We start from the raw sequence: 19,439 nt of genomic DNA on the forward strand, positions 1-19,439 counted from the left end.
TAGGGCGTGTTGATCTTTGCGGTATAAAAAACAAACAGCATGAGGATAAGGTATAATTGAATTCGCTAAAAAACGTTACACCGAACCCTCATGCCAAGATTAATGTTAACAGACGCGACATGGAATGTCTTATCAAAAGTAATGCACTTAAGTGGTCGAATTTATAATAAGCCTGAGCATAGAAAAACGCTCGAAGGCATACTCTATAAGATGCGTACCGGTATTCCTTGGCGAGATTTACCGTCTTATTTCGGCTCGTGGAGTGCTATCTATAGACGATTTAATTTATGGTCCAAAAAAGATATTTTGAATGAATTATTTCGTGTGTTATCCCACTATGCTGATATGGATTGGATCTTTATTGATGGCAGTATTGTCAGGGCTCACCAGCATAGTTGCGGTGCAAGAACCGCTGGCAATGAATCAATCGGTAAGAGTCGAGGTGGCAATTCGACTAAAATTCATCTTGCAGTAGATAGCGGAGGATTGCCTGTTTATTATGAATTATCCTGTGGAAATACGCATGATATCGTCCATGCAGAGTCACTTGTAGACAATTGCCCAACGAGTAATGTGGTTGTCGCAGATAAAGGCTACGATAGTGAAAAACTAAGAGAGTTTATTCGTGATAATAGCGCTACACCCGTTATTCCACGCAAGGATAACAGTTTAGTGGGTAATGAAGATATTGACTGGTGCATGTACAAATATAGGCACTTAGTTGAGAATGCCTTTGGTCGGATCAAACAATATAGAGGGATAGCTACAAGGTATGAAAAGCTTGAACGGAATTATCATTCCATGCTCGCTTTAGCATTTACTATGATGTGGCTACCAATGTGGGCTGATTAATATATATACTACAAAGATCAACAGCCCCTAGTATTAGCAATTGATGATAATCAATTAAATCTAGAGATTATTAGCAGTGTGTTACACCAAGCTGAAATTAATGTTGTTACAGCTTCGAGTGCATCAGATGGTATGGAGTTATTGCAGGTTTTAAAGCCCGATCTAATTTTAATGGATGTACAAATGCCGCATATCGATGGCTGTCAAGCAACAGCATTGATTCGTCAACAGTTTGACGCAAAGCAGCTCCCTATTTTTGCATTAACAGCTCATTGTGAGCCTGCAGATATTGAACGTTCTTTACGTTGTGGTATGAACAAGCATTTAACAAAGCCAGTGGTTGCTAAAGTACTTACAGGTGCTATTGCTGACTTAGGACTTGTTAAACCTAGCTTTTTTGAAAAATCATTTGCTTTAACGCAGTTTAATTTAGATGAAGCATTACTTAATACTATGATTGATAAATTTGCTAACTTATGTCAAATTCAATTAATTCAGATAGATGAAAGTACTAGTAAGGATGATTTGGTACGCTTAGTGCATAGTATTAAAGGAGTAGCAGGTAATTTAGGTTTTAAAAGGTTGTCGTATTGTGCACAGCAGTGTGAAAAACACCTTAAAACGACTAATGAGCCTATTGAAATTACAATGAAAGAGCTTATTATGCAGTTAGAACAAGTGATTGTTTTTATAAAAGGTTTGGGGGCAAAGGATGTCAAAAAAAGCTAAGGTATTAATTGTTGATGATGATCCTCTCAACCGATTGGTACTCGATAAAACACTTAATACTGAGCATGAAGTGTTTTTGGTGGAAAGTGGCGAAAAAGCACTCACTTTTGTAAAAACGACACAAGTTGATTTAATTATACTCGATGTTGTTATGCCAGGCATTGATGGATACGAAGTGCTTGTACAACTTAAAGAAAACCCAATAACCCAATCTATACCCATCATTTTTATATCTGCTAATCATAGCCATGAAGATGAATCGAAAGGTTTAGAGCTTGGTGCTATGGATTACATAACTAAACCATTTAGCGCCTCAATAGTACGTGTACGAGTTCGTAATCAGTTATTAATAAAGCAAAAGAATGATTTACTAGAAATGCTTGCTTCAATAGATGGTTTAACCGAGATACCAAATAGGCGTTACCTAGACGAAAATTTATCTCGTGAATGGCGCAGAAGTATCCGCAGCGGTTTACCTCTTTCTGTTTTACTTATGGATATAGACCATTTTAAACGTTACAACGATTGCTACGGACACCGTGCTGGTGACGATTGTTTAAAACAAGTAGCTCAAGCACTTGTTGGTGAATGTGAACGTGGTAGTGATTTTATAGCACGCTATGGCGGCGAAGAATTTGCTGCTGTTCTGCCAGGTGTAGGCAAAAGTGAAGCAATAGCATTTGCAAATAAACTACGCAATGCAGTTAATAGTTTAAATATAGAACATAAAGCATCATTAAATGCCAACCATATAACGGTCAGTATTGGTGTTGCAACAACTGAAAGTGGCAAAATATTTGCTGAAGAAGCGCTTTTAGAAGAAGCTGATTTAGGTTTATATGCAGCCAAAGATGCGGGACGCGATAGAATAGTCGCTCGCTAATTATGTTTTTTCTTAGTTATTTACAGCTCTAATAAGTAAAACGCCAATATTTTTATTGGCGTTTTTCGTTTATTACTTTTTGACTATATTCTATTTGATCATATCCAGTGCGGTGTCGCCAATACCCACTAGTTTATCGTTTTTGAATACCAGTGCTGTGCACTCATCTTTAGTCATTTTACCATCTGAATGAACGCTATGTGTTGGGTAAAATAATACCTGATATACATCGTTATCTTTTTTTAATAACTCAGTAAAACTAGGTGTTTCTAGTGTTGTTAATACTGACTGATAACTGCTATCCATTTTTAATTCAGCAATTACTTCACGATTATTTTTATACTTACTTTGCCAGCTAGATGAGTTTTTACCAGCCCAATGTGTTTCAGCTTCACCATCTGATACGGCAATAACACAGCCTGTTAAAAATGGAGCGATTAAAGCGGCTGCTAAAAGTGATTTTTTCATTTTTTTTTACCTTAATAAGATTTTTAATTGGTTATTAGCTGTATTAAAGCAAAGAGTAGACCATATTTATAAGTTGTTATTAATCAGTTTGTTAAGTGATTTAAGCTGTTTTTATCTAATAAAATATTAAATGTATTAGTAAAAACAGCCATTTTTTAGCTTATTTGATTACTACAATAAAATCACTACACCAAGCGGTTGCGTGATTCGTCTTTATTAAATGCGGCAATATTTAAGCTTACTTCATTAATTAATCGCACAATTGACTCCGTGCTTGCCCATGCAATATGTGGTGTAAGTAATAGATTATCACCTTTATAATTAGCAAGCGGGTTTGACAGCTCAGCTGGCTCTTTAGTTAATACATCTACACCTGCACCGGCAATTAAATTTTGTTCAAGGGCTGTAGCTAAGTCTGCTTCGTTAATAATACCGCCACGTGCTGTATTAATGATAATACTGCTTGGTTTCATCATTTTAAGTTCGTTAATAGCAATTAAATCACGGGTTTCATCGGTAAGTGGGCAATGTACGCTAATTATATCTGCAGTTTTAATAACTTCTTCAAATGGGGTACGACCATCGCGACATGCAACATTTTTTCGTTCAGCAATAATAACTTTAGCCCCAAAAGCTTCAGCCACTTTAGCTACACCTTGACCTAATGTTCCACCGCCAATAATTGCAAATACTTTACCTTGTAAATCATTAAAGCTGTAATCGAGTATGCAAAACATTTCACTTTTTTGCCATGCACCTTGCTGGCAATCAGCTTGATAACGGTGTGTATTACCTAAAAGGTTAGTGATTAATGAAAATGTATGTTGTACAACCGAAGGTGTTGAGTAACCAGCAACATTAGTTACTGCTATACCAAATTCTTTAGCTGCTTCTAAGTCAACATTATTAGTACCTGTTGCACTTACGCAAATAAGCTTTAGTTGCTTTAATTGACTAATTGTATCGCGATTTAGAACCGCTTTATTGGTAATTAAAACATCAGCGCCTTGGCTATGCTCAAGTACTTGCTCCGGACTAGTGAGCTCATAAGTCGTTAGCTCACCTAATTGCTCTATACCGGTAAGTGATGTTTTAGCTAAAGTCGCGTTATCGAGAACGGTAATTTTCATGATGTGTCCTAATTATATAGATTAAATCTAATTAAAAAATAAAGGCAGATACCTGTAAATAATGAAGATATATAAAAAGTAAGTACAGATAATTTGAATTGATGCTTAAGGTACTACGAAAATTAGCTTTTGTTAATGCTAATACTACCAAATGACTAGTCGATGCTTATGTTTGTTATAAGTGAAGAATATCAACGTGGTCAGCCCACTAACCCCCTAATAATATGCTATTTTGATTAGCTATCTAAGATGATTAAGCGCATAACTTTTGGCACTAATGCTTAATTTTGTGGTCGTAACTTAGATAGAAATTGAATATAAATATATAACTTGCCGCTTTATCGCAGATTAGCGATCTTTAGAAATAACAAAGTAATTTACAGTTATGATAATAGTGCGTCAAAGATAGAAGCATTTTATAGGTAATTTCGCATTTTAGATTGGCTGAGTTATAATCGAACATAGACATAAACGGTGCGCCTTGGCGTGCCGTTTTTTAACATTATAGATGTAGTAATGAGTGAATTAGAAGACAAGTACGCTGACATAAGACCTTATAACGATGATGAAGTTAAGGATTCGCTTTCGCGTTTAATGAACGATAATGCGTTTATTGATGTAATAGCAAAGTATAACTTACCGCGCTTTTTATCGTCTGTGCCATTTATAGCTCGTCCATTGGTAAGAAGCCAATTACGTAAAAAATGGGGTAAAGTGACCACGGTTGAGGATGTACAAAACGAAGTTGCGCAATACTTAGATAAATTAGTAAAGCGTACCACTTCAAAAGTAACATTTTCGGGGCTCGATAAACTGGACTCAGATCAGGCTTACTTATTTGTATCTAACCATCGCGATATTGTGCTCGATCCGGCATTAGTTAATTGGGGTTTATTTCAGCATAAAATGAAAACCGTACGTATTGCTATTGGCGATAACTTATTGCAAATACCTTATATTACTGAGCTCATGCGTTTAAATAAAAGTTTTATTGTTAAACGCTCAGCTAAAGCTCCTAAAGAAATGTTAAGAGCACTTACTCAGCTTTCGTCCTATATTTATGACTCTTTAATGAGTGGTAATTCTATTTGGATTGCGCAAAAAGAAGGCCGTGCAAAAGATGGTTTTGATCAAACCGATCCCGCACTTTTAAAAATGCTGCAATTGAATGGACGTAAGCAAAAGAAAGAATTTAGTGATTATGTAAAAGAATTAAAAATAGTCCCTGTTTCTATATCGTATCAGTACGAGCCGTGTGCGATAGCTAAAGCAAAAGAGCTTTATCATAAACAACAGCATGGTGAGTATATTAAGTCGGCAGGTGAAGATATTGCCAGTATTGTTGAGGGCTTTAGCGCAGCGAAAGGACACGTGCATTTATCATTTGGAAAACCAATTGAGTCGGGTTGCGATAGTGCTGAAGAACTTGCAAAAACGATAGATAAGCAAATTGTGGATTCGTTTTACTTACATCCTGGTAATTACATTGCTGGTGGCTGTAAAGAACAAGTAATTGATTCGCCAGATACAGCTACGTTTGAGCAGCGTATAGCGTGCGTACCAGATGAGTTAAAGCCATTGGTACTTGCCATGTACGCCAAACCGTTTCATCGTAAAACAGAGATTAAAACTAAAGGTTGTGAGCATTAAGCTTTTAGCCTCTTAGATTAATTTAAAAATAACACCGAAAAGCAGCAATTAATTGCTGCTTTTTTTTTGTTCAAAAATAACGCTATACTAAGTACCTCTAATTAATTGGTGTAAATGCGATGCAACAAATTGAAATATTTGATATTCCAAGTCCTTGTAAAAGTATTTGTCTGGTTAATAATCGAGGTTATTGTAAAGGGTGTTATCGCAGTCGTGATGAGCGTTTTTTATGGAATTCGTTAACTAACGTACAAAAAAAGAAAGTATTAAGTTTGTGTCAGCAACGTTATAAACGTTATTTGCAAAAAAAGCAGCAAGGCAGTGGATTAGATAACACAATAGAACAGCAAGGTTTTGATTTTTAAAAGCTTAAATTATACTTTGCTCTTAATGCGTATACTGTTCCGTCGCTGTTTAGCTTAATTAATGCGTGTTGTAGTTTTTCAACTAAGTTTTCATTTCTTTTATGTAGGTAATGATATATTGGATAAGTTATTAATATTTCTTTTATAAAACAGGTATCTGCTATTGTTTTTTTAGGCAAAGAAGAATTAAATAATAGAATTCCCTGTACCTTATGTTGAGTAAATAAGTTTAACTGTGTATTTAAATTTTTAACTCGGACCACATTACCTGGAAACTGCGAGCTAGATAAGTAGCGCTCTTGTACTGTGTAACCATCTAAAATCGCAACATTATCGAGCTGATCAAATGTATTTGGTTGGCAATTTTTATAAGCTACTAAATTAAATTTAAGGAGCTCGTAGTTAACTCGAATTAAATTACTACGATTTTCTACACTAATATCTCGACCTAACTGTCCATCTAATACTCCGTTATTAGCCGCTAATAATGCGTTTCGGCGATCAAAATCTACAAAGTGTATTTTATAACCAATATCAGCATAAGCGAGTTTTAATAACTCAACGACGTAATCAGATTGAGGTGTGCTTTCAGGGCGGTTAAAAGTAAGGTTATATTGATGGCTCAAACATGATGCGCTAAAGAATAAATTAACCAATAATAACAAAGTATTAAAACGTCTATGCACTATCACTTCCAATTACAGAAAAAATCAATAAAATAAGAAGTGTATAATAGCAAGTTGGTTACCAGTTGCACAGTTGCACAGTTGCACAGTGGTGGCTTGTTTGAATATCTATTTATAAATTAATGAGGAAATACCGTGAGTTTTAATCTGTGTCTATTGCCACGTGAGGAAAAGTATCAAATTCAGCTTGATTATGAAGCGTCATTTTGGGCGTATCAAATTAAGCGAAATAAAAAAACGCGTGAACAAGTGTACAACACGATCCATAACCGCCCGATTGCAGATCAAATGTTTTTGAAGCAACAATTTGAACAGTATTTGGTTATGATGCTAAATTAGTACTAATTAGGCGAATTGGTACAACTATGTATGTGATTGAATGCATAAATGAAATTAAAACCCCACTCGTAAATAAGTTTTATAAGCAACATAACGCAAAAGGGCGTGCTAATAAGCAAGATCAACTGTGGGTTGTTTATGCTGATAAAGAAATTATTGCAGCATGTAGGCTGCAAAATAAAACTGATTTTCTATTTTTATCTACTGTTTTTGTGGCTCCCAAACATCGATCAAAAGGGCTAGCTACGTTACTAATCTCAACACTTTTAAAAAGCCAAAAAAAAGTAGTTTATACCTTTGCTTACAAAAACGTAGTTGATTTATATAGTGCTCTTGGTTTTAACCAAGTGTTAACATATACTTTTGCTTTACAATCACTTTTTGATATTTATAAACACCGTAATATTGTCGCCCTAAAATACCCATAACAATAAATAATAATGTGGAATAAGCATGAGCAGAGGCGTTAACCGGATTGTAAGTTACTTTATCGTTTTTATGGCGATTGTAAGCTGCCAACTAAGCGCGCAGGTTAAGCGTTTATCTCCAAGCGAAGGTTTGTCACAAAGCTACGTCAACACCATGCTAATTGATAATAACGGTTACTTATGGCTCTCTACCGAAGCAGGGCTAAATCGATATGATGGCTATCAGGTGCTCTCTATTAATGGTCCTAATGGCGAGTTAGAAGAAGCTATTATTGACCGTATTTACCAAGATACCGAAGGTCGTATTTGGATTGCATCTCTACTTGCTGGATTATTTAGGTACGATCCGGTAACTGATTCATATAAACAATTTTTAAAAAAACCTACCAGCGAAAAACAGATAATGAATCAATCTGTTTTTAGTATGCTTACCGTTGATAAAAAAACATTATGGATTGGTCGAGGTCGAGACTTTGCTAAGCTTGATATAGAAAGTGGCGAAATCACGTCTATTTTTGAACTCCCTAGTGAATATAAAAGTACTCTTGTTAGAAAGCTATTTCATTACAACGGTTATATATTTATCGGCACTAGCCATGGAGCCTATGTATTTGATATTGCCACAGAGCAAATACGACCTTTACAGCACTTAAAGGGAGAAGCTGATCATATTTATCAAAATAATGTGAAGTCGTTTGCGTTAGCTGAAAATAATCAACTATTAGTCGGCACTGTTAAAGGCTTGTATCAGGTAGATATCAGTGATCTATCGGGTATGTTTGAGCGATTAGATTTAGTATTTAAAAATAAAGCATTGTTAGCGGATTTAAATATTTGGGAAATAGTTAACGAACACGGAAAAATTGATTTAGCGACAGATAAAGGGCTGTTTAAGTTTAATTTAAACAGCGGTGAAATAATTAAAAATACGCGCATTACGCAGAGTAAATATACTCTCGCCGATACGAGTATTATAGACATGGCTAAAGATAAGTCTGGTGGTAAATGGGTTGCTACTAAAACCGATGGCGCTTTTTATTTATCAAATGATAATTACCATTTTAATAATGTTGATGGTAGTAAACTCGGTGGAGAAGGGCTGTCACATCACTCGATTTGGGGAATTACAGAGTACAAAGATAAGATATGGCTAGCAACGCATAACGGTTTAACTGAAGTTGATTTAAAAGCAAATACAGGGACTCCTTATTTAAAAGATTACAAAGTAGATTTACTCACCACTGAGTTTACCGTATATGAAATAATGCCTTATAAAGATAAGCTTTGGCTTTATAGTAATCGCGGGTTGTTTATTTTTGATCCCATTACACATCAGATCAGCGAACCTAAAACAAAAAATCCGGCTAACCAAGAACAAATAACCGGTTGGGTACATGGCGTTACCTTAATGCCAAATGGCGACTTATATTATGTTCACTCTGATCATGGCGTGTTTGTTTATAATGTAAATACGCAAATAGTGTCCCGATTGGCTGGNTGGCGAAATGGCGCAGTTTGAACCTTTTTTAGCCCACGGATTTTTACCTGCTTTGTCTAATAAACCCGACTCTCCATTATTTTTTAATGCGGGTATTTTGTATCAAGTAAATCCAAAAAATTTAGCGTTAAAAATGATTTATAAAGTACCTAGGCAACATGAAAACGTTGCTATTAACGTACTGTCGTATGTGATAGATAACAATAATATTTTATGGATCTCACTTTCTAATTTTGGTTTGATAGGGCTAGATGCAACGACTTATCAATTAGTACATACAATTGATCTAGAAAAAAATAAACTCGGTACTTTGCTCTACGATATGGTGCTTGATGATGACGGTATGATCTGGATGAGTAGCCATAAAGGTATTTGGCGATTAAATCCAGGAACGCTTCATTTTCAACAATTCACAACCTCTGAAGGGCTACTTTCGGCTGAATTTAATAGTAATGCCATGGCACAACTTAAAGATGGTCGTATTGCTTATGGTGGTATTAAAGGTTTTACCTATTTTCACCCAATGGAAAACAAAAATCATCAGTCGCTTATCGAGCATGTAAATATTACGCGAGTTGATTTGATGTCACGAGATTTATCTCCCAATTTAAAACAGCCACTAAATAAAGTTGTGCTAAATCATGATGATATAGGGCTTGAAGTTGCATTCTCAGCAATGGCTTTTAGTAATCAAGAACGTATTATTTATGAGTATCAATTAGATAATGGTCAAAAAACGTATACGCGCAATAACAACCGAGTATTGTTTCCTAAATTAAACCCAGGTAACTATCAATTAAAAGTCTGGGCGAAAGATCCACTTACCGGTGAATACACTTCACCAGCTATTTTAAAAATAAAAGTAAAATACCCTCTGTGGCGTGCTCCATATTTTATTGTTTTATATGGTGTGCTATTTATTGCCTTAATAGCTATGTGGGTAATGCGTCGTAATAAAATTCAACGTATTTTGTTAGCTGCAAATAAAGAAAGTAAAGAGAGTGAGGCGCGTTTAAAAATAGCGCTTGAGGGCAGTGAATCTGGAGTTTGGGATTGGAAATCGACTAACCCAAATATTTATCAGCCTCGTTTATACAGCGAATTGGGATATAGCAATGAAACCGTTAGCCTTGATGAATATTTAGCTAAAATTCACCCTCAAGATAAGCAGTTATTCCGTTTAGAATGGTTGGAGTTTTTATCTACCGAGAAAGGGTATTTTAATTGTACCTACCGCTTACGCCACGCTAAAGGTTATTGGCGCTGGTATAAAGACTTTGGCAAAGTAGTTGAATGGGACGACAAAACACCGCAAAAAGTAGCTGGTACTTATACTAATATGACCCGTGAAATGGTGTTTGAAGAGCATGCGTTATTATTTACGGCAGCATTTGAACAAACTCGAGATTGGGTGTTTATACTCGATAAAAATTTAAATATTCGAGCTTCAAATAAATCCCTACAAACGGCGTTCAATTTTTCGGCTGAGTCATTATCTAGCCGCTCCTTAAATTTAGGTATTTCGCGCAGCCATCGGTTTGATTATTTACGTATTATGAAAAAGTTATCGGTTGAGGAGCACTTTTCTTGTGAGGATACGGTTATTCTTGCTAGTGGAGAGTCGCGTCATGTATTAGTGAAAATAAGTGCTGTAGCCGATAACAACCAAAGCTTAAATAGCTATGTAATTATTTTAACAGATATCAGTGCGCAAAAATTAGCTGAAAATGAACTTCATTTACTTGCCAACTACGACGTATTAACAGGCTTACCTAATCGTACATTATTTAATGACCGTGTTGAGCACGCATTAGAGCAAGCCAAACATCATCAATGCAAGGTAGCGTTATTACACATAAATATTAAACGCTTTAAATACTTTAACGATTCATTAGGGCATGAGGCTGCTGATGAATTAATTAAAAAAGTAGCCAAACGACTAAAGCTTACTTTGCGCCCATCAGATAGTGTTGCACGCTTTGGTGGTGATGAGTTTGTTGTACTTGTAGAGGATATTCACCAAATTGAAGAAGTATTATTGATTTGTGCAAAACTTATGGATTGTGTAAACCAAAATATCAGTATTAGCGGGCAAGTTGTAAATATTAATTTAAGCATTGGTGTGGCTATTTCACCTGATGATGCATTGCAAAGTGGAACACTATTAAAAGCTGCGAATATTGCGCTTTATCATGCTAAAGATTCACTTGAGGGCAGTTATCAGTTTTATAAACAAGAAATGAATCAACATGTACAAAGAGCGCTTCACTTAGAGTCACAGCTAACTAAGGCATATCAAGAGCATGAATTTTGTAATAACTACCAGCCGATTATAAATGCGCAAACTTATAAAACCGAGGGGTTTGAAGTGTTACTGCGTTGGCCTGAGAACAAATTAGTACAAACTCAGGAGTTTTCTTTAGCGGCTGAGAGTATTGGTTTGATTACAAAAATAATGTTACAAACGCTCGCCCGTGCGTTAGATGAGCTAAAAGAATGGCGTAAAGTGTCGCCTGAGTTGTATTTATCTATAAATTTATCTGCATTAGATTTCGAATTTGAAGAGTTAGTGCCAGAGATAAAACGAGCATTAGGCTTTGCAGGAGTTCCATCAGAAGCTATTGTATTTGAAATTACAGAATCAATACTAATTCGTGACTCAAAGCACGCTTTACAGAGTATGGAAATGCTTAAAAAGCTTGGTTGTAGATTATATATGGATGACTTTGGTACCGGCTATGCCTCACTCACTTACTTAAAACGCTTCCCTATTGATGTGCTTAAAATCGACCGCAGCTTTGTGCAAGATATAGGCGTTGATTCTGATGATGAAGCCATTATTCGCTCAACATTAGCATTGGCTCATAGTTTAGGAAAAGAGTGTGTAGCTGAAGGGGTTGAAAGCTCACATCAACTTACCTTTTTAAAGGCGCTTGGTTGTAAGCATTTTCAGGGGTATCTATTTAGTCGGCCAGTTTCAAGTGAAGATGTACCAGCACTGATTACACGTAACTGGGATGACATATTCAATAAAAGTTAACCTAAGGTCTGCTCGTCTTTTTAAGTTAAAGATACGCTGCCCTTTGGGTTCATTCTAGGGGCGTTTTCCGCAATTTCGGCAAAATAATTTGCTATTGTGCTCATTTAGTTGAGTTTTAATTGCTTTGTTAGCTTCTAATTTATTTAGACCTAATTTACAACGTAACTCATCTAAGTGACCGCGCTGTTCATCATTAAGCGAGCCATCGTTAAGTGTGCCACCATGAATCTGTTCGTGTACAGCGTCTTCAAAAGCTTGGCGACGTTTGCGTACTTGCTCTGAAAAACTTGATGCTAATAAACCGGTTGGTATTGCTATCATCCCCATACTAAGCAGCGTTATTACTCCTCCAAACAACTTACCAAGTGGTGTTATTGGCACTACGTCACCATAGCCAACCGTGGTTAATGTTGCCATTGCCCACCACATGGCGGCAGGAATAGACCCAAATTTATCTGGTTGTACGTCGTGCTCAATTAAATAAATGCCACAAGACGCTAAAATAAGAACAACTGCCATAATAAAAAAGGCGGCAAAGAGGGAGCTTCCTTCACTTAAAAAAGCTTGTAGAAGTAGCTGCATAGCACGTGAATAACGCGTAAGTTTAAATACTCTTAAAAGCCTTAGTACACGTAAAAAACGCAGGTCTAGTGGTACTATAAACATTAATAAGCTAGGCAATATAGCTATTAAATCTATTACTGCCAATGGGGAAAAAAGATACTTGAGTCGGCGCTTTACGTTAGAACCTTCAATTGCAGCATATTTGGGTTTATCAACACACGACCAAACTCTTACTACATATTCAACTCCAAAAATAGCCACCGAGACAATTTCTAAGATTAAAAATGCGTCGTAGTATTGCTGTGCAACACTTGGGATTGATTCAATGATAATAGCGACTACATTAATCATAATTAAAGCAATCAGCGCAATATCAAGTAGGTGCCCAGCGCGATGATAGCCGCCTGTGCCTTCAAACAGACTCGCTACTTTTTGTCTTGAGGTTGGTTTGTTTGTCATTATTTAAGTAAAAGCACCATATTAATGCTGCCTTCTTCAAAATCACGGCTTATTTTAAAGCCGAGTTTACGTGCAAGCTCAATCATGCCGGTATTTTCTGGCAATGTAATACCTTCAACCGACTCAACACCTTGGCGTTTACAGTGATTAATTGCTGCACTCATTAGTATTCTACCCAAACCTAAACCTTGGCAGTCTGAGCGTACAACAATAGCAAATTCAGCATGTAAGTTATCGGGATCCATAATCACTCTTGATACACCTAATGTACGTGTTTTACCTTCAAAGCGTTGGCATACAATAAACGCCATTTCACGGTCGTAATCAATTTGCGTCATTTTAGCGAGTTGATCGTGGTTAAACTGTGGCAATTCACCAAAAAATCGTTTGTACCTGTCTTCTTTATTAAGAGATTGATCAAATGCTTGGTGTGCTTGCTCGTCTTCTGGTTTTATTGGTCTGAGCGTAGCCTGAGTGTTGTTTTTAAGCGTTACTATTTCTACGAGCTCAATAGGGTAGGGGCGAATAGATAAGCGCTTACGATTGCTTTGGGTTTGATAGCGATTAAGTGTCATGGTCGCATCAAGTACTAAAAACTGCCCGTTACTGGCAAGTATAGGGTTAAGCTCCATTGAGCTGATATCGGGTTGATCAATCACTAACTGCGAAATGCGAGTTAGTAATGCGCATAAACGATACTTATCGACCTTTTCAGGTAATATGCGCTCTTTTAACACGCCTTTATCGTGTGCTGCGGCAATTAAATACTTTGCTAAATTCATGTTTAGTGGTGGTAAGGCAACCGCTGCTTGTGCATATTCTAACCCTGTACCTGCTTCACCCAATAAAATAACAGGACCAAAATTTGGCTCTGTTTTAATCGCTATTCTTAATTCATTAGCGCCGGCGCGAGGAGCCATTTTTTGTAATGAAAAACCTTCAATGGTTGCATCAGGGTACGTGTTTTTGATCCGAATGAGCATTGCAAATGCAGTTTGTTCTACTTCTTGCGCATCATTTAAATTAAGCACGACTCCACCAACCTCAGATTTAGAGGCAATACTTGGACTAATCAGTTTTAATGCAACAGGAAACCCGAGTTCTATTGCTTGCTCTTTAGCTTCTGTTGGGGTGTAAGCAACTTCGGTTTTAATACACTTAATACCATAATGATTTAATATTTGGCTCGCTTGATGGGTAGGTAGATAGCTGTGTTGATCATCTAAAAACTCATTAATAAGGGCTTTAGCAGCCTCTTTATTTATTTTAGCGTCATCGGTATTAGACTCAGGTGTTTGTGTTAAATGCTTTTGGTTACGGCGATAAGTTACTAAATGCATAAATGCACCAACAGCACCCTCTGGCGTACGATAGGTGGGTATTGCATTGTTAGAGCACACTTTTCTTGCTGCGTATGAAGCATCTTCGCCCATAAAGTTAGTAATTACATAAGGGCGGGCCATCTTAGGAAGCGTTTTAAGTGTTTGCACAATAATATCTGCATAATCCTCACTAGGTGCTAGCGCTGATGGGGTATGAATTATGAGTAAATTTTTAACTTCTTTAGCATGTAATAAAATCTCCAGGGCTTGCTTGTACCGAGCAGGAGCGGAGTCGCCAAAAATATCGACAGGGTTTGAAGTGGTTTCTGATTGCGGAATCACTTTATTAAGCGCATTGCGAGTTTCAACGCTCAACTCGACTAACTTACCTGAACTTTGAATAAGTTCGTCAACAGCCATAACACCAGGTCCGCCGCCATTTGTTAAAATGGTTAACTGCTCAACCTTAAGTAACTTCGGGTGCATTGCAAGTGTTTGTGTAGCTGCAAAAAGTTCACGTAAATCATTTACGCGTAGCATACCAGCACGCTGAAAAAGTGCATCGTAAACTGCATCAGAGCTTTGCTTTCCGCCTGTATGAATTTCTGCAGCGAGGGCGCCTGCACTGGTTTTTCCTGTTTTTATAGCAATAACAGGTTTGCTAAAAGCCGCTGCACGGGCAGCTGAAATAAAACCGCGTATATCTTCAATGTTATCTATGTAGAGCAAAATAGCTTTGGTTTTAACGTCACGCCCTAAAAAATCAAGTAACTCATTAAAGTTTATATCAAGGCAATCACCAACCGAGACAAAATACGAAAAACCAATTTCTTTGTTTTTAGCCCAGTCTAAAATGGTAGAACATACCGCAGCAGATTGAGATACAAATGCAATTTTACCGGGGCTTGCTACTGTGTGCGAAAAACTCGCATTTAAACCAATATGCGGAATCAGTAACCCTAAACAGTTTGGTCCTAGTAAAGTAACTTGATGGGCTTGAGCGCATGCTTTAAGCGCACTTTTTTGATCCCCAGAAAGCCCGTCAGCAATAACTATTGCGCTTTTACAACCCAGCTCACCAAGCTGCTGAATTATGTCGGTTAAGGTGTTTTTGTTTGTGCAAATAACAGCAAGGTCGGGGACTTTAGGTAAATCGGCAATACAAGAATATGCGAGTACACCGTGAACTGCTGTATAACTAGGTGTTACAGGCATTATTGGGCCTTTAAAGCCACCTTGTAAAAGGTTACGCATAACAACAAAACCAGCACGAGTAGATACGTTAGAGGCACCAATAACTGCCACTGAGCTTGGGTTAAAAAACTGGGTAATGCGCTTTAAGCTCATGGATTTTCCTTGGCTGATTAAATTTTGCGTTATTTATAGTCTCAATGTACCCTGTTTATCGTGTTATTTCGAGCGGACAATTGCTTATTATTGATGTCAATCAAGGAGAATAATGTGAATAAAGCACCCGGTTTTTATATAGTTATTGCTGCTGTCTGTTTAAGTATAGGCTTAATTAGTTTCGGATTTATTTTAAAAAGCACGGCCCTTAATGTAAAAAGTATGGAACGTACGGTGCAAGTAAAGGGATTAGCTGAGCGCGAAGTCATCGCCGATACAGTTATTTGGCCACTGCAGTTTAGTGATGCCGATAATAACCTTGAAAAGCTGGTAAGCAGAGTTGAAAGAAAAAATGATGCTGTAATCGCTTTTTTAAAATTACATGGTTTTGACGACAATGAAATAACCTTGGGCAGCCAATCAATTATTGATAAACAAGCACGTGAATATAACAACGAAAACCAGAAGTTTCGGTACATTGTCCGCTCAAATATAACCGTATATTCAAATGCACCTGATAAAGTTCAAAATGCACTTGGTAAAGTTAGCAGCCTTGCTAAGCAAGATATTGCTGTTGTGCAAGATAGCTACGAAACAAAAATTGAATACATATTTACAGGCTTAAACGATATAAAACCGACAATGGTGCAAGAGGCAACTGAAAAGGCGCGAGAGGTAGCTAATAAATTTGCTAAAGATTCTAATTCTAAATTAGGAAAAATAAAAACAGCCCGCCAAGGTCAGTTTAGTATTGGTAATAGAGATTCAAACACACCACAAATAAAAAACGTAAGAGTGGTAACAAGTGTTGAATATTACTTAAGTGATTAAATCTAAAGTATTATTTAAGCTCTAAAGCTGCAGAAAATATTCATATTGAAGCACATCAACCACCATAAAAGCTGTACTTGCCACTTTATAAACAACATATTTTTTAGAGGGTGTTTGTAAGTTAAAGTGCTTTGATTAAGTGTACGACTTGCACTGTTGAACGCTGTAAATAAGCGGCACTTAATAAAATAGTGGTCTCGTTAAGTTTTTGACCTTTTAATGCGCTAGGGAATTGCTGCTTGGCACTCGGGTTTTGTTTTTGCTCTATTTCCATAAGTGCTAATAACGCTGAGAACTCATGCTTAACTGGTGTGTTAGGTTTATCGGCGTAAGCAATGTAGTTAGCAACCGGCGTTAATCCTTGTTGATTTGGCTGAGCTAGCGCTTTTAGTAAATCGTCATTAGATTCAAATAGCATTAAAGAGCGTACATAGTTAAATGGCAGCTTTGCATAATTAGCGTGTTTAAACACATTATGCAGTACGTTATTTCCTTGGGTATCTTGTGCTAAAAAGCCTTTATTTACTTTGAGCGCTGGGGTAAAAAAACTTAACGCATCAATATTAGTAAGTTGATTAATAAATGGTGCGGGTGCTGTGTTAGTACTTAATATACGTGTAGCAATGTTTTGCATAAAATCATACTTAACACTCAATCGTTGAGCGCTTTCATATAAATGGTTTAGTTGCAAAGTTTGCTGAGCAGTGCTTAGCTTTTTAAAGTCGTTATCGAGCTCATTTAACTGATGCTTTGAAATGCGCGCGTTAAGTAGCTGTATGCTTAAATCCATTATTATTCTCAAAGATTTTTTATCACTATAAAACAAAAAAGGTCGCAAATGCGACCTTTTCAATTTAAACAATTGCTTTAAATGATATTAAGCTTTTTTGCTTGCTACCCATTCGTTAACAAAGTTTTCTAGTACATTAAGTGGCACAGGACCGTTTTTAAGTACTACGTCGTGGAACTGGCGAATATCAAATTTATCACCAAGTTGCTTTTTAGCGTCTTCACGAAGTTCTAAAATCTTAAGCATACCCACTTTATAAGCCGTTGCTTGAGAAGGCATTACAATGTGACGCTCAACCATTTTAACACCGTCAGATGTTGCATTAGGCGTGTTATTTACGTAGTAATCAATACCTTCTTGGCGAGTCCACTTCATTGCGTGAATACCCGTATCAACAACTAGACGACATGCGCGCCATAGCTCCATTGAGAGGCGACCAAAATCTGAGTAAGGGTCTGAGTACATGCCCATTTCTTTAGGAATGAACTCTGAGTATAAACCCCAGCCTTCAATATACGCAGTGTAGCCACCAAACTTACGGAACTTAGGAATACCTTCTAGCTCTTGCGAAATAGCTATTTGCATATGGTGTCCCGGAATACCTTCGTGGTAGGCAAGTGCTTCCATTTGGTACGTTGGCATTGCTTCCATATCGTAAAGGTTAGCGTAGTAAACACCTGGGCGTGAACCATCTGGAGCTGGCTGTTGGTAAAATGCTTTACCTGCCGCTTTTTCACGGAATCCTTCAACCGCTTTTACTTTTAAACCTGCTTTTGGTTTAACAATGAATAGCTCATCTAAACGCGTTTTCATTGTATCAATAAGCCCAGTGGCTTCATCAAGATAACGTTGTTTACCTTGTGCATCATTAGGGTAGTAAAATTGCTTGTCAGTTTTCATAAACTGCATAAACGCTTTTAAGTCGCCTTTAAAGCCAACTTTATCTTTAATTTCACGCATTTCATCATGAATACGTGTCACTTCAGATAGGCCAATTGCATGAATTTCTTTAGCCGTTAAATCAGTTGTAGTTGTGCGCTTAAGTGCGTTGTTATAAAACGCTTCGCCATCAGGTAATTTCCATGCGCCATCGCGATCATCAGCACGTTTTTCAAGCTGTGCAAGGTAATTAATTAGTTTAGAGTAAGATGGTTTAACAGCTGATTTTAATGCATCTGATGCATCGCTAATTAACGAGTCTTTTTCGTCTTGGCTAATTTCAAGCGCCGTTACTTTACGTTTAAAGTCAGCAAGCAATGTAGAATCATCGCCTTTTTCAAACGGTGCACCATGAATAATATTTTTGCTTGAATCAATAACATGTGGGAACACAAATTTAGGGGCAATGATGCCTTTTTCTGCACGTACAGTTAAATCAACGATAAGCTGATCAATAACACCAGTCACACCATTTAAACGAGAAATGTAGTCTTTAGCTTCTTTTACATTACTAATTTGATGCTGGTTAATTAAAAATGCAGGGATCATAGAATGCGTACCAAACATTTGGTTCACAGGGTAGTTATGGTAGCGCCATTTAAAGTCAGCAATTGAGCTTTCAAGATCTTGTTTTTTTAAGTCGTAACTAACTTTTGTCGCGTTATCTAATAAATCACGATTAATTGCTTTTAGTGTAACTAGATCAGCTTTTGTTTGTGCTAAATCTTTAAGCTTTCTTTCTTCGCTGCCATCGTCCCACTTATCGTAATCTTGCTTAATTCCCATGTATGTTTGATATACAGGGCTGCTCATTACATCGCGGTTAAATGTATCTTCAAAAAATGCATTCGCTTTGTCTATTTCACTTTGTTGTGATTGAACTGCTTGTGCAACAGGAGCTGAAGTAGCTTGTTGTGTTGTTTGCTGGCAACCAGCAAGAAGTGCAACGCCAACTGCTGCTGCAATAAAAGTAAGTTTACGCATTGTTTTCCCTTTTGTTGTTAGAAACCCATTAGGGTGATTTATATTTATTAGTTTTATATTGTTGTGCAGTGCCTTAGCGCTACACAAACAATTCTAGCAGGTCATTTAAAAAACGATGACCTTTTAAGCTCACCT

The 19,439-nt window shown here is 36.9% G+C and carries 14 protein-coding genes and 3 pseudogenes (1 of these 17 running past the window's edge); 9 read left to right on the forward strand and 8 right to left on the reverse strand.

The genetic code is table 11. The features are described 5' to 3' along the window. Window positions 1-90: 90 nt before the first annotated feature. The 3 genes and pseudogenes from L647_RS0114915 to L647_RS0114925 all read left to right on the forward strand — a co-directional run bounded on the left by L647_RS0114915 (window position 91) and on the right by L647_RS0114925 (window position 2,464). A complete protein-coding gene (locus L647_RS0114915) occupies window positions 91-852 on the forward strand; it encodes an IS5 family transposase (RefSeq protein ID WP_024611512.1) in 762 nt (253 codons plus the stop codon). A 27-nt stretch (window positions 853-879) separates the two neighbouring features. After that, a pseudogene (locus L647_RS0114920) lies at window positions 880-1,581 on the forward strand (response regulator); the annotation flags it as partial. Further along, a complete protein-coding gene (locus L647_RS0114925) occupies window positions 1,565-2,464 on the forward strand; it encodes a diguanylate cyclase (RefSeq protein ID WP_024611778.1) in 900 nt (299 codons plus the stop codon). The pseudogene L647_RS0114920 and the gene L647_RS0114925, both read left to right, overlap by 17 nt. A gap of 90 nt (window positions 2,465-2,554) precedes the next feature. Here the strand turns inward: L647_RS0114925 and L647_RS0114930 are convergent, their stop codons facing one another. Next, window positions 2,555-2,932, reverse strand: a complete 378-nt coding sequence (locus L647_RS0114930) for a DUF3192 domain-containing protein (protein WP_024611779.1) — start codon at window positions 2,930-2,932, stop codon at window positions 2,555-2,557. Window positions 2,933-3,117: 185 nt separating this feature from the next. Beyond that, entirely contained in the window at window positions 3,118-4,062 is a 945-nt protein-coding gene (locus L647_RS0114935; RefSeq protein WP_024611780.1) for a D-2-hydroxyacid dehydrogenase, read from the reverse strand. A gap of 516 nt (window positions 4,063-4,578) precedes the next feature. Here L647_RS0114935 and L647_RS0114940 point away from each other — a divergent pair. Then, window positions 4,579-5,712 carry a 1-acyl-sn-glycerol-3-phosphate acyltransferase gene (locus L647_RS0114940; RefSeq protein WP_029880503.1) on the forward strand — a complete coding sequence of 378 codons (1,134 nt, stop codon included), beginning with the start codon at window positions 4,579-4,581 and terminating at the stop codon, window positions 5,710-5,712. A gap of 119 nt (window positions 5,713-5,831) precedes the next feature. Beyond that, the gene (locus L647_RS0114945; RefSeq protein WP_024611782.1) at window positions 5,832-6,077 is read left to right on the forward strand and encodes a DUF1289 domain-containing protein; all 246 of its coding nucleotides are present in this window, start codon (window positions 5,832-5,834) and stop codon (window positions 6,075-6,077) included. Here the strand turns inward: L647_RS0114945 and L647_RS0114950 are convergent. Next, the gene (locus L647_RS0114950) at window positions 6,074-6,763 is read right to left on the reverse strand and encodes a transporter substrate-binding domain-containing protein (protein WP_024611783.1); all 690 of its coding nucleotides are present in this window, start codon (window positions 6,761-6,763) and stop codon (window positions 6,074-6,076) included. The genes L647_RS0114945 and L647_RS0114950 overlap by 4 nt on opposite strands. 135 nt (window positions 6,764-6,898) lie before the next feature. Here L647_RS0114950 and L647_RS0114955 point away from each other — a divergent pair, with 135 nt between their 5' ends. The 3 genes and pseudogenes from L647_RS0114955 (at window position 6,899) to L647_RS01000000124340 (ending at window position 12,068) form a co-directional block, all read left to right on the forward strand. Next, the gene (locus tag L647_RS0114955; protein ID WP_024611784.1) at window positions 6,899-7,102 is read left to right on the forward strand and encodes a DUF3283 family protein; all 204 of its coding nucleotides are present in this window, start codon (window positions 6,899-6,901) and stop codon (window positions 7,100-7,102) included. 26 nt (window positions 7,103-7,128) lie between these two features. Then, window positions 7,129-7,530 (forward strand): GNAT family N-acetyltransferase, encoded by a 402-nt coding sequence (locus L647_RS0114960; RefSeq protein ID WP_024611785.1) that lies wholly within the window; start codon window positions 7,129-7,131, stop codon window positions 7,528-7,530. 25 nt (window positions 7,531-7,555) lie between these two features. Beyond that, window positions 7,556-12,068: pseudogene (locus L647_RS01000000124340) on the forward strand (EAL domain-containing protein). A gap of 54 nt (window positions 12,069-12,122) precedes the next feature. Here the strand turns inward: L647_RS01000000124340 and L647_RS0114970 are convergent. Together L647_RS0114970 and L647_RS0114975 are read right to left on the reverse strand one after the other, a co-directional pair. Further along, on the reverse strand, window positions 12,123-13,091 hold the full coding sequence (locus tag L647_RS0114970) for an ion transporter (RefSeq protein WP_024611786.1): 969 nt from the start codon (window positions 13,089-13,091) through the stop codon (window positions 12,123-12,125). Next, window positions 13,091-15,760 (reverse strand): bifunctional acetate--CoA ligase family protein/GNAT family N-acetyltransferase, encoded by a 2,670-nt coding sequence (locus L647_RS0114975; protein ID WP_024611787.1) that lies wholly within the window; start codon window positions 15,758-15,760, stop codon window positions 13,091-13,093. Before L647_RS0114975 ends, L647_RS0114970 begins: the two co-directional genes overlap by 1 nt. Before the next feature lie 114 nt (window positions 15,761-15,874). On the opposite strand from L647_RS0114975, the gene L647_RS0114980 reads away from it, so the two are divergent. Next, window positions 15,875-16,591: an SIMPL domain-containing protein gene (locus L647_RS0114980; RefSeq protein WP_024611788.1), complete on the forward strand. Its 717-nt coding sequence runs from the start codon at window positions 15,875-15,877 to the stop codon at window positions 16,589-16,591. Between the two features lie 121 nt (window positions 16,592-16,712). On the opposite strand, the gene L647_RS0114985 is transcribed toward L647_RS0114980, so the two are convergent. From L647_RS0114985 to hemW, 3 genes and pseudogenes are all read right to left on the reverse strand, one after another. Beyond that, window positions 16,713-17,381 (reverse strand): hypothetical protein, encoded by a 669-nt coding sequence (locus tag L647_RS0114985; protein ID WP_024611789.1) that lies wholly within the window; start codon window positions 17,379-17,381, stop codon window positions 16,713-16,715. Between the two features lie 87 nt (window positions 17,382-17,468). Further along, complete coding sequence (locus L647_RS0114990; protein ID WP_024611790.1) at window positions 17,469-19,304, reverse strand: DUF885 domain-containing protein; 1,836 nt, start codon at window positions 19,302-19,304, stop codon at window positions 17,469-17,471. 79 nt (window positions 19,305-19,383) lie between these two features. Continuing rightward, a pseudogene (hemW, locus tag L647_RS01000000124345) lies at window positions 19,384-19,439 on the reverse strand (radical SAM family heme chaperone HemW); it runs 1,082 nt beyond the window's last position.

This window comes from Pseudoalteromonas sp. TB64, assembly GCF_000498095.1.
Classification (GTDB): Bacteria; Pseudomonadota; Gammaproteobacteria; order Enterobacterales; family Alteromonadaceae; genus Pseudoalteromonas.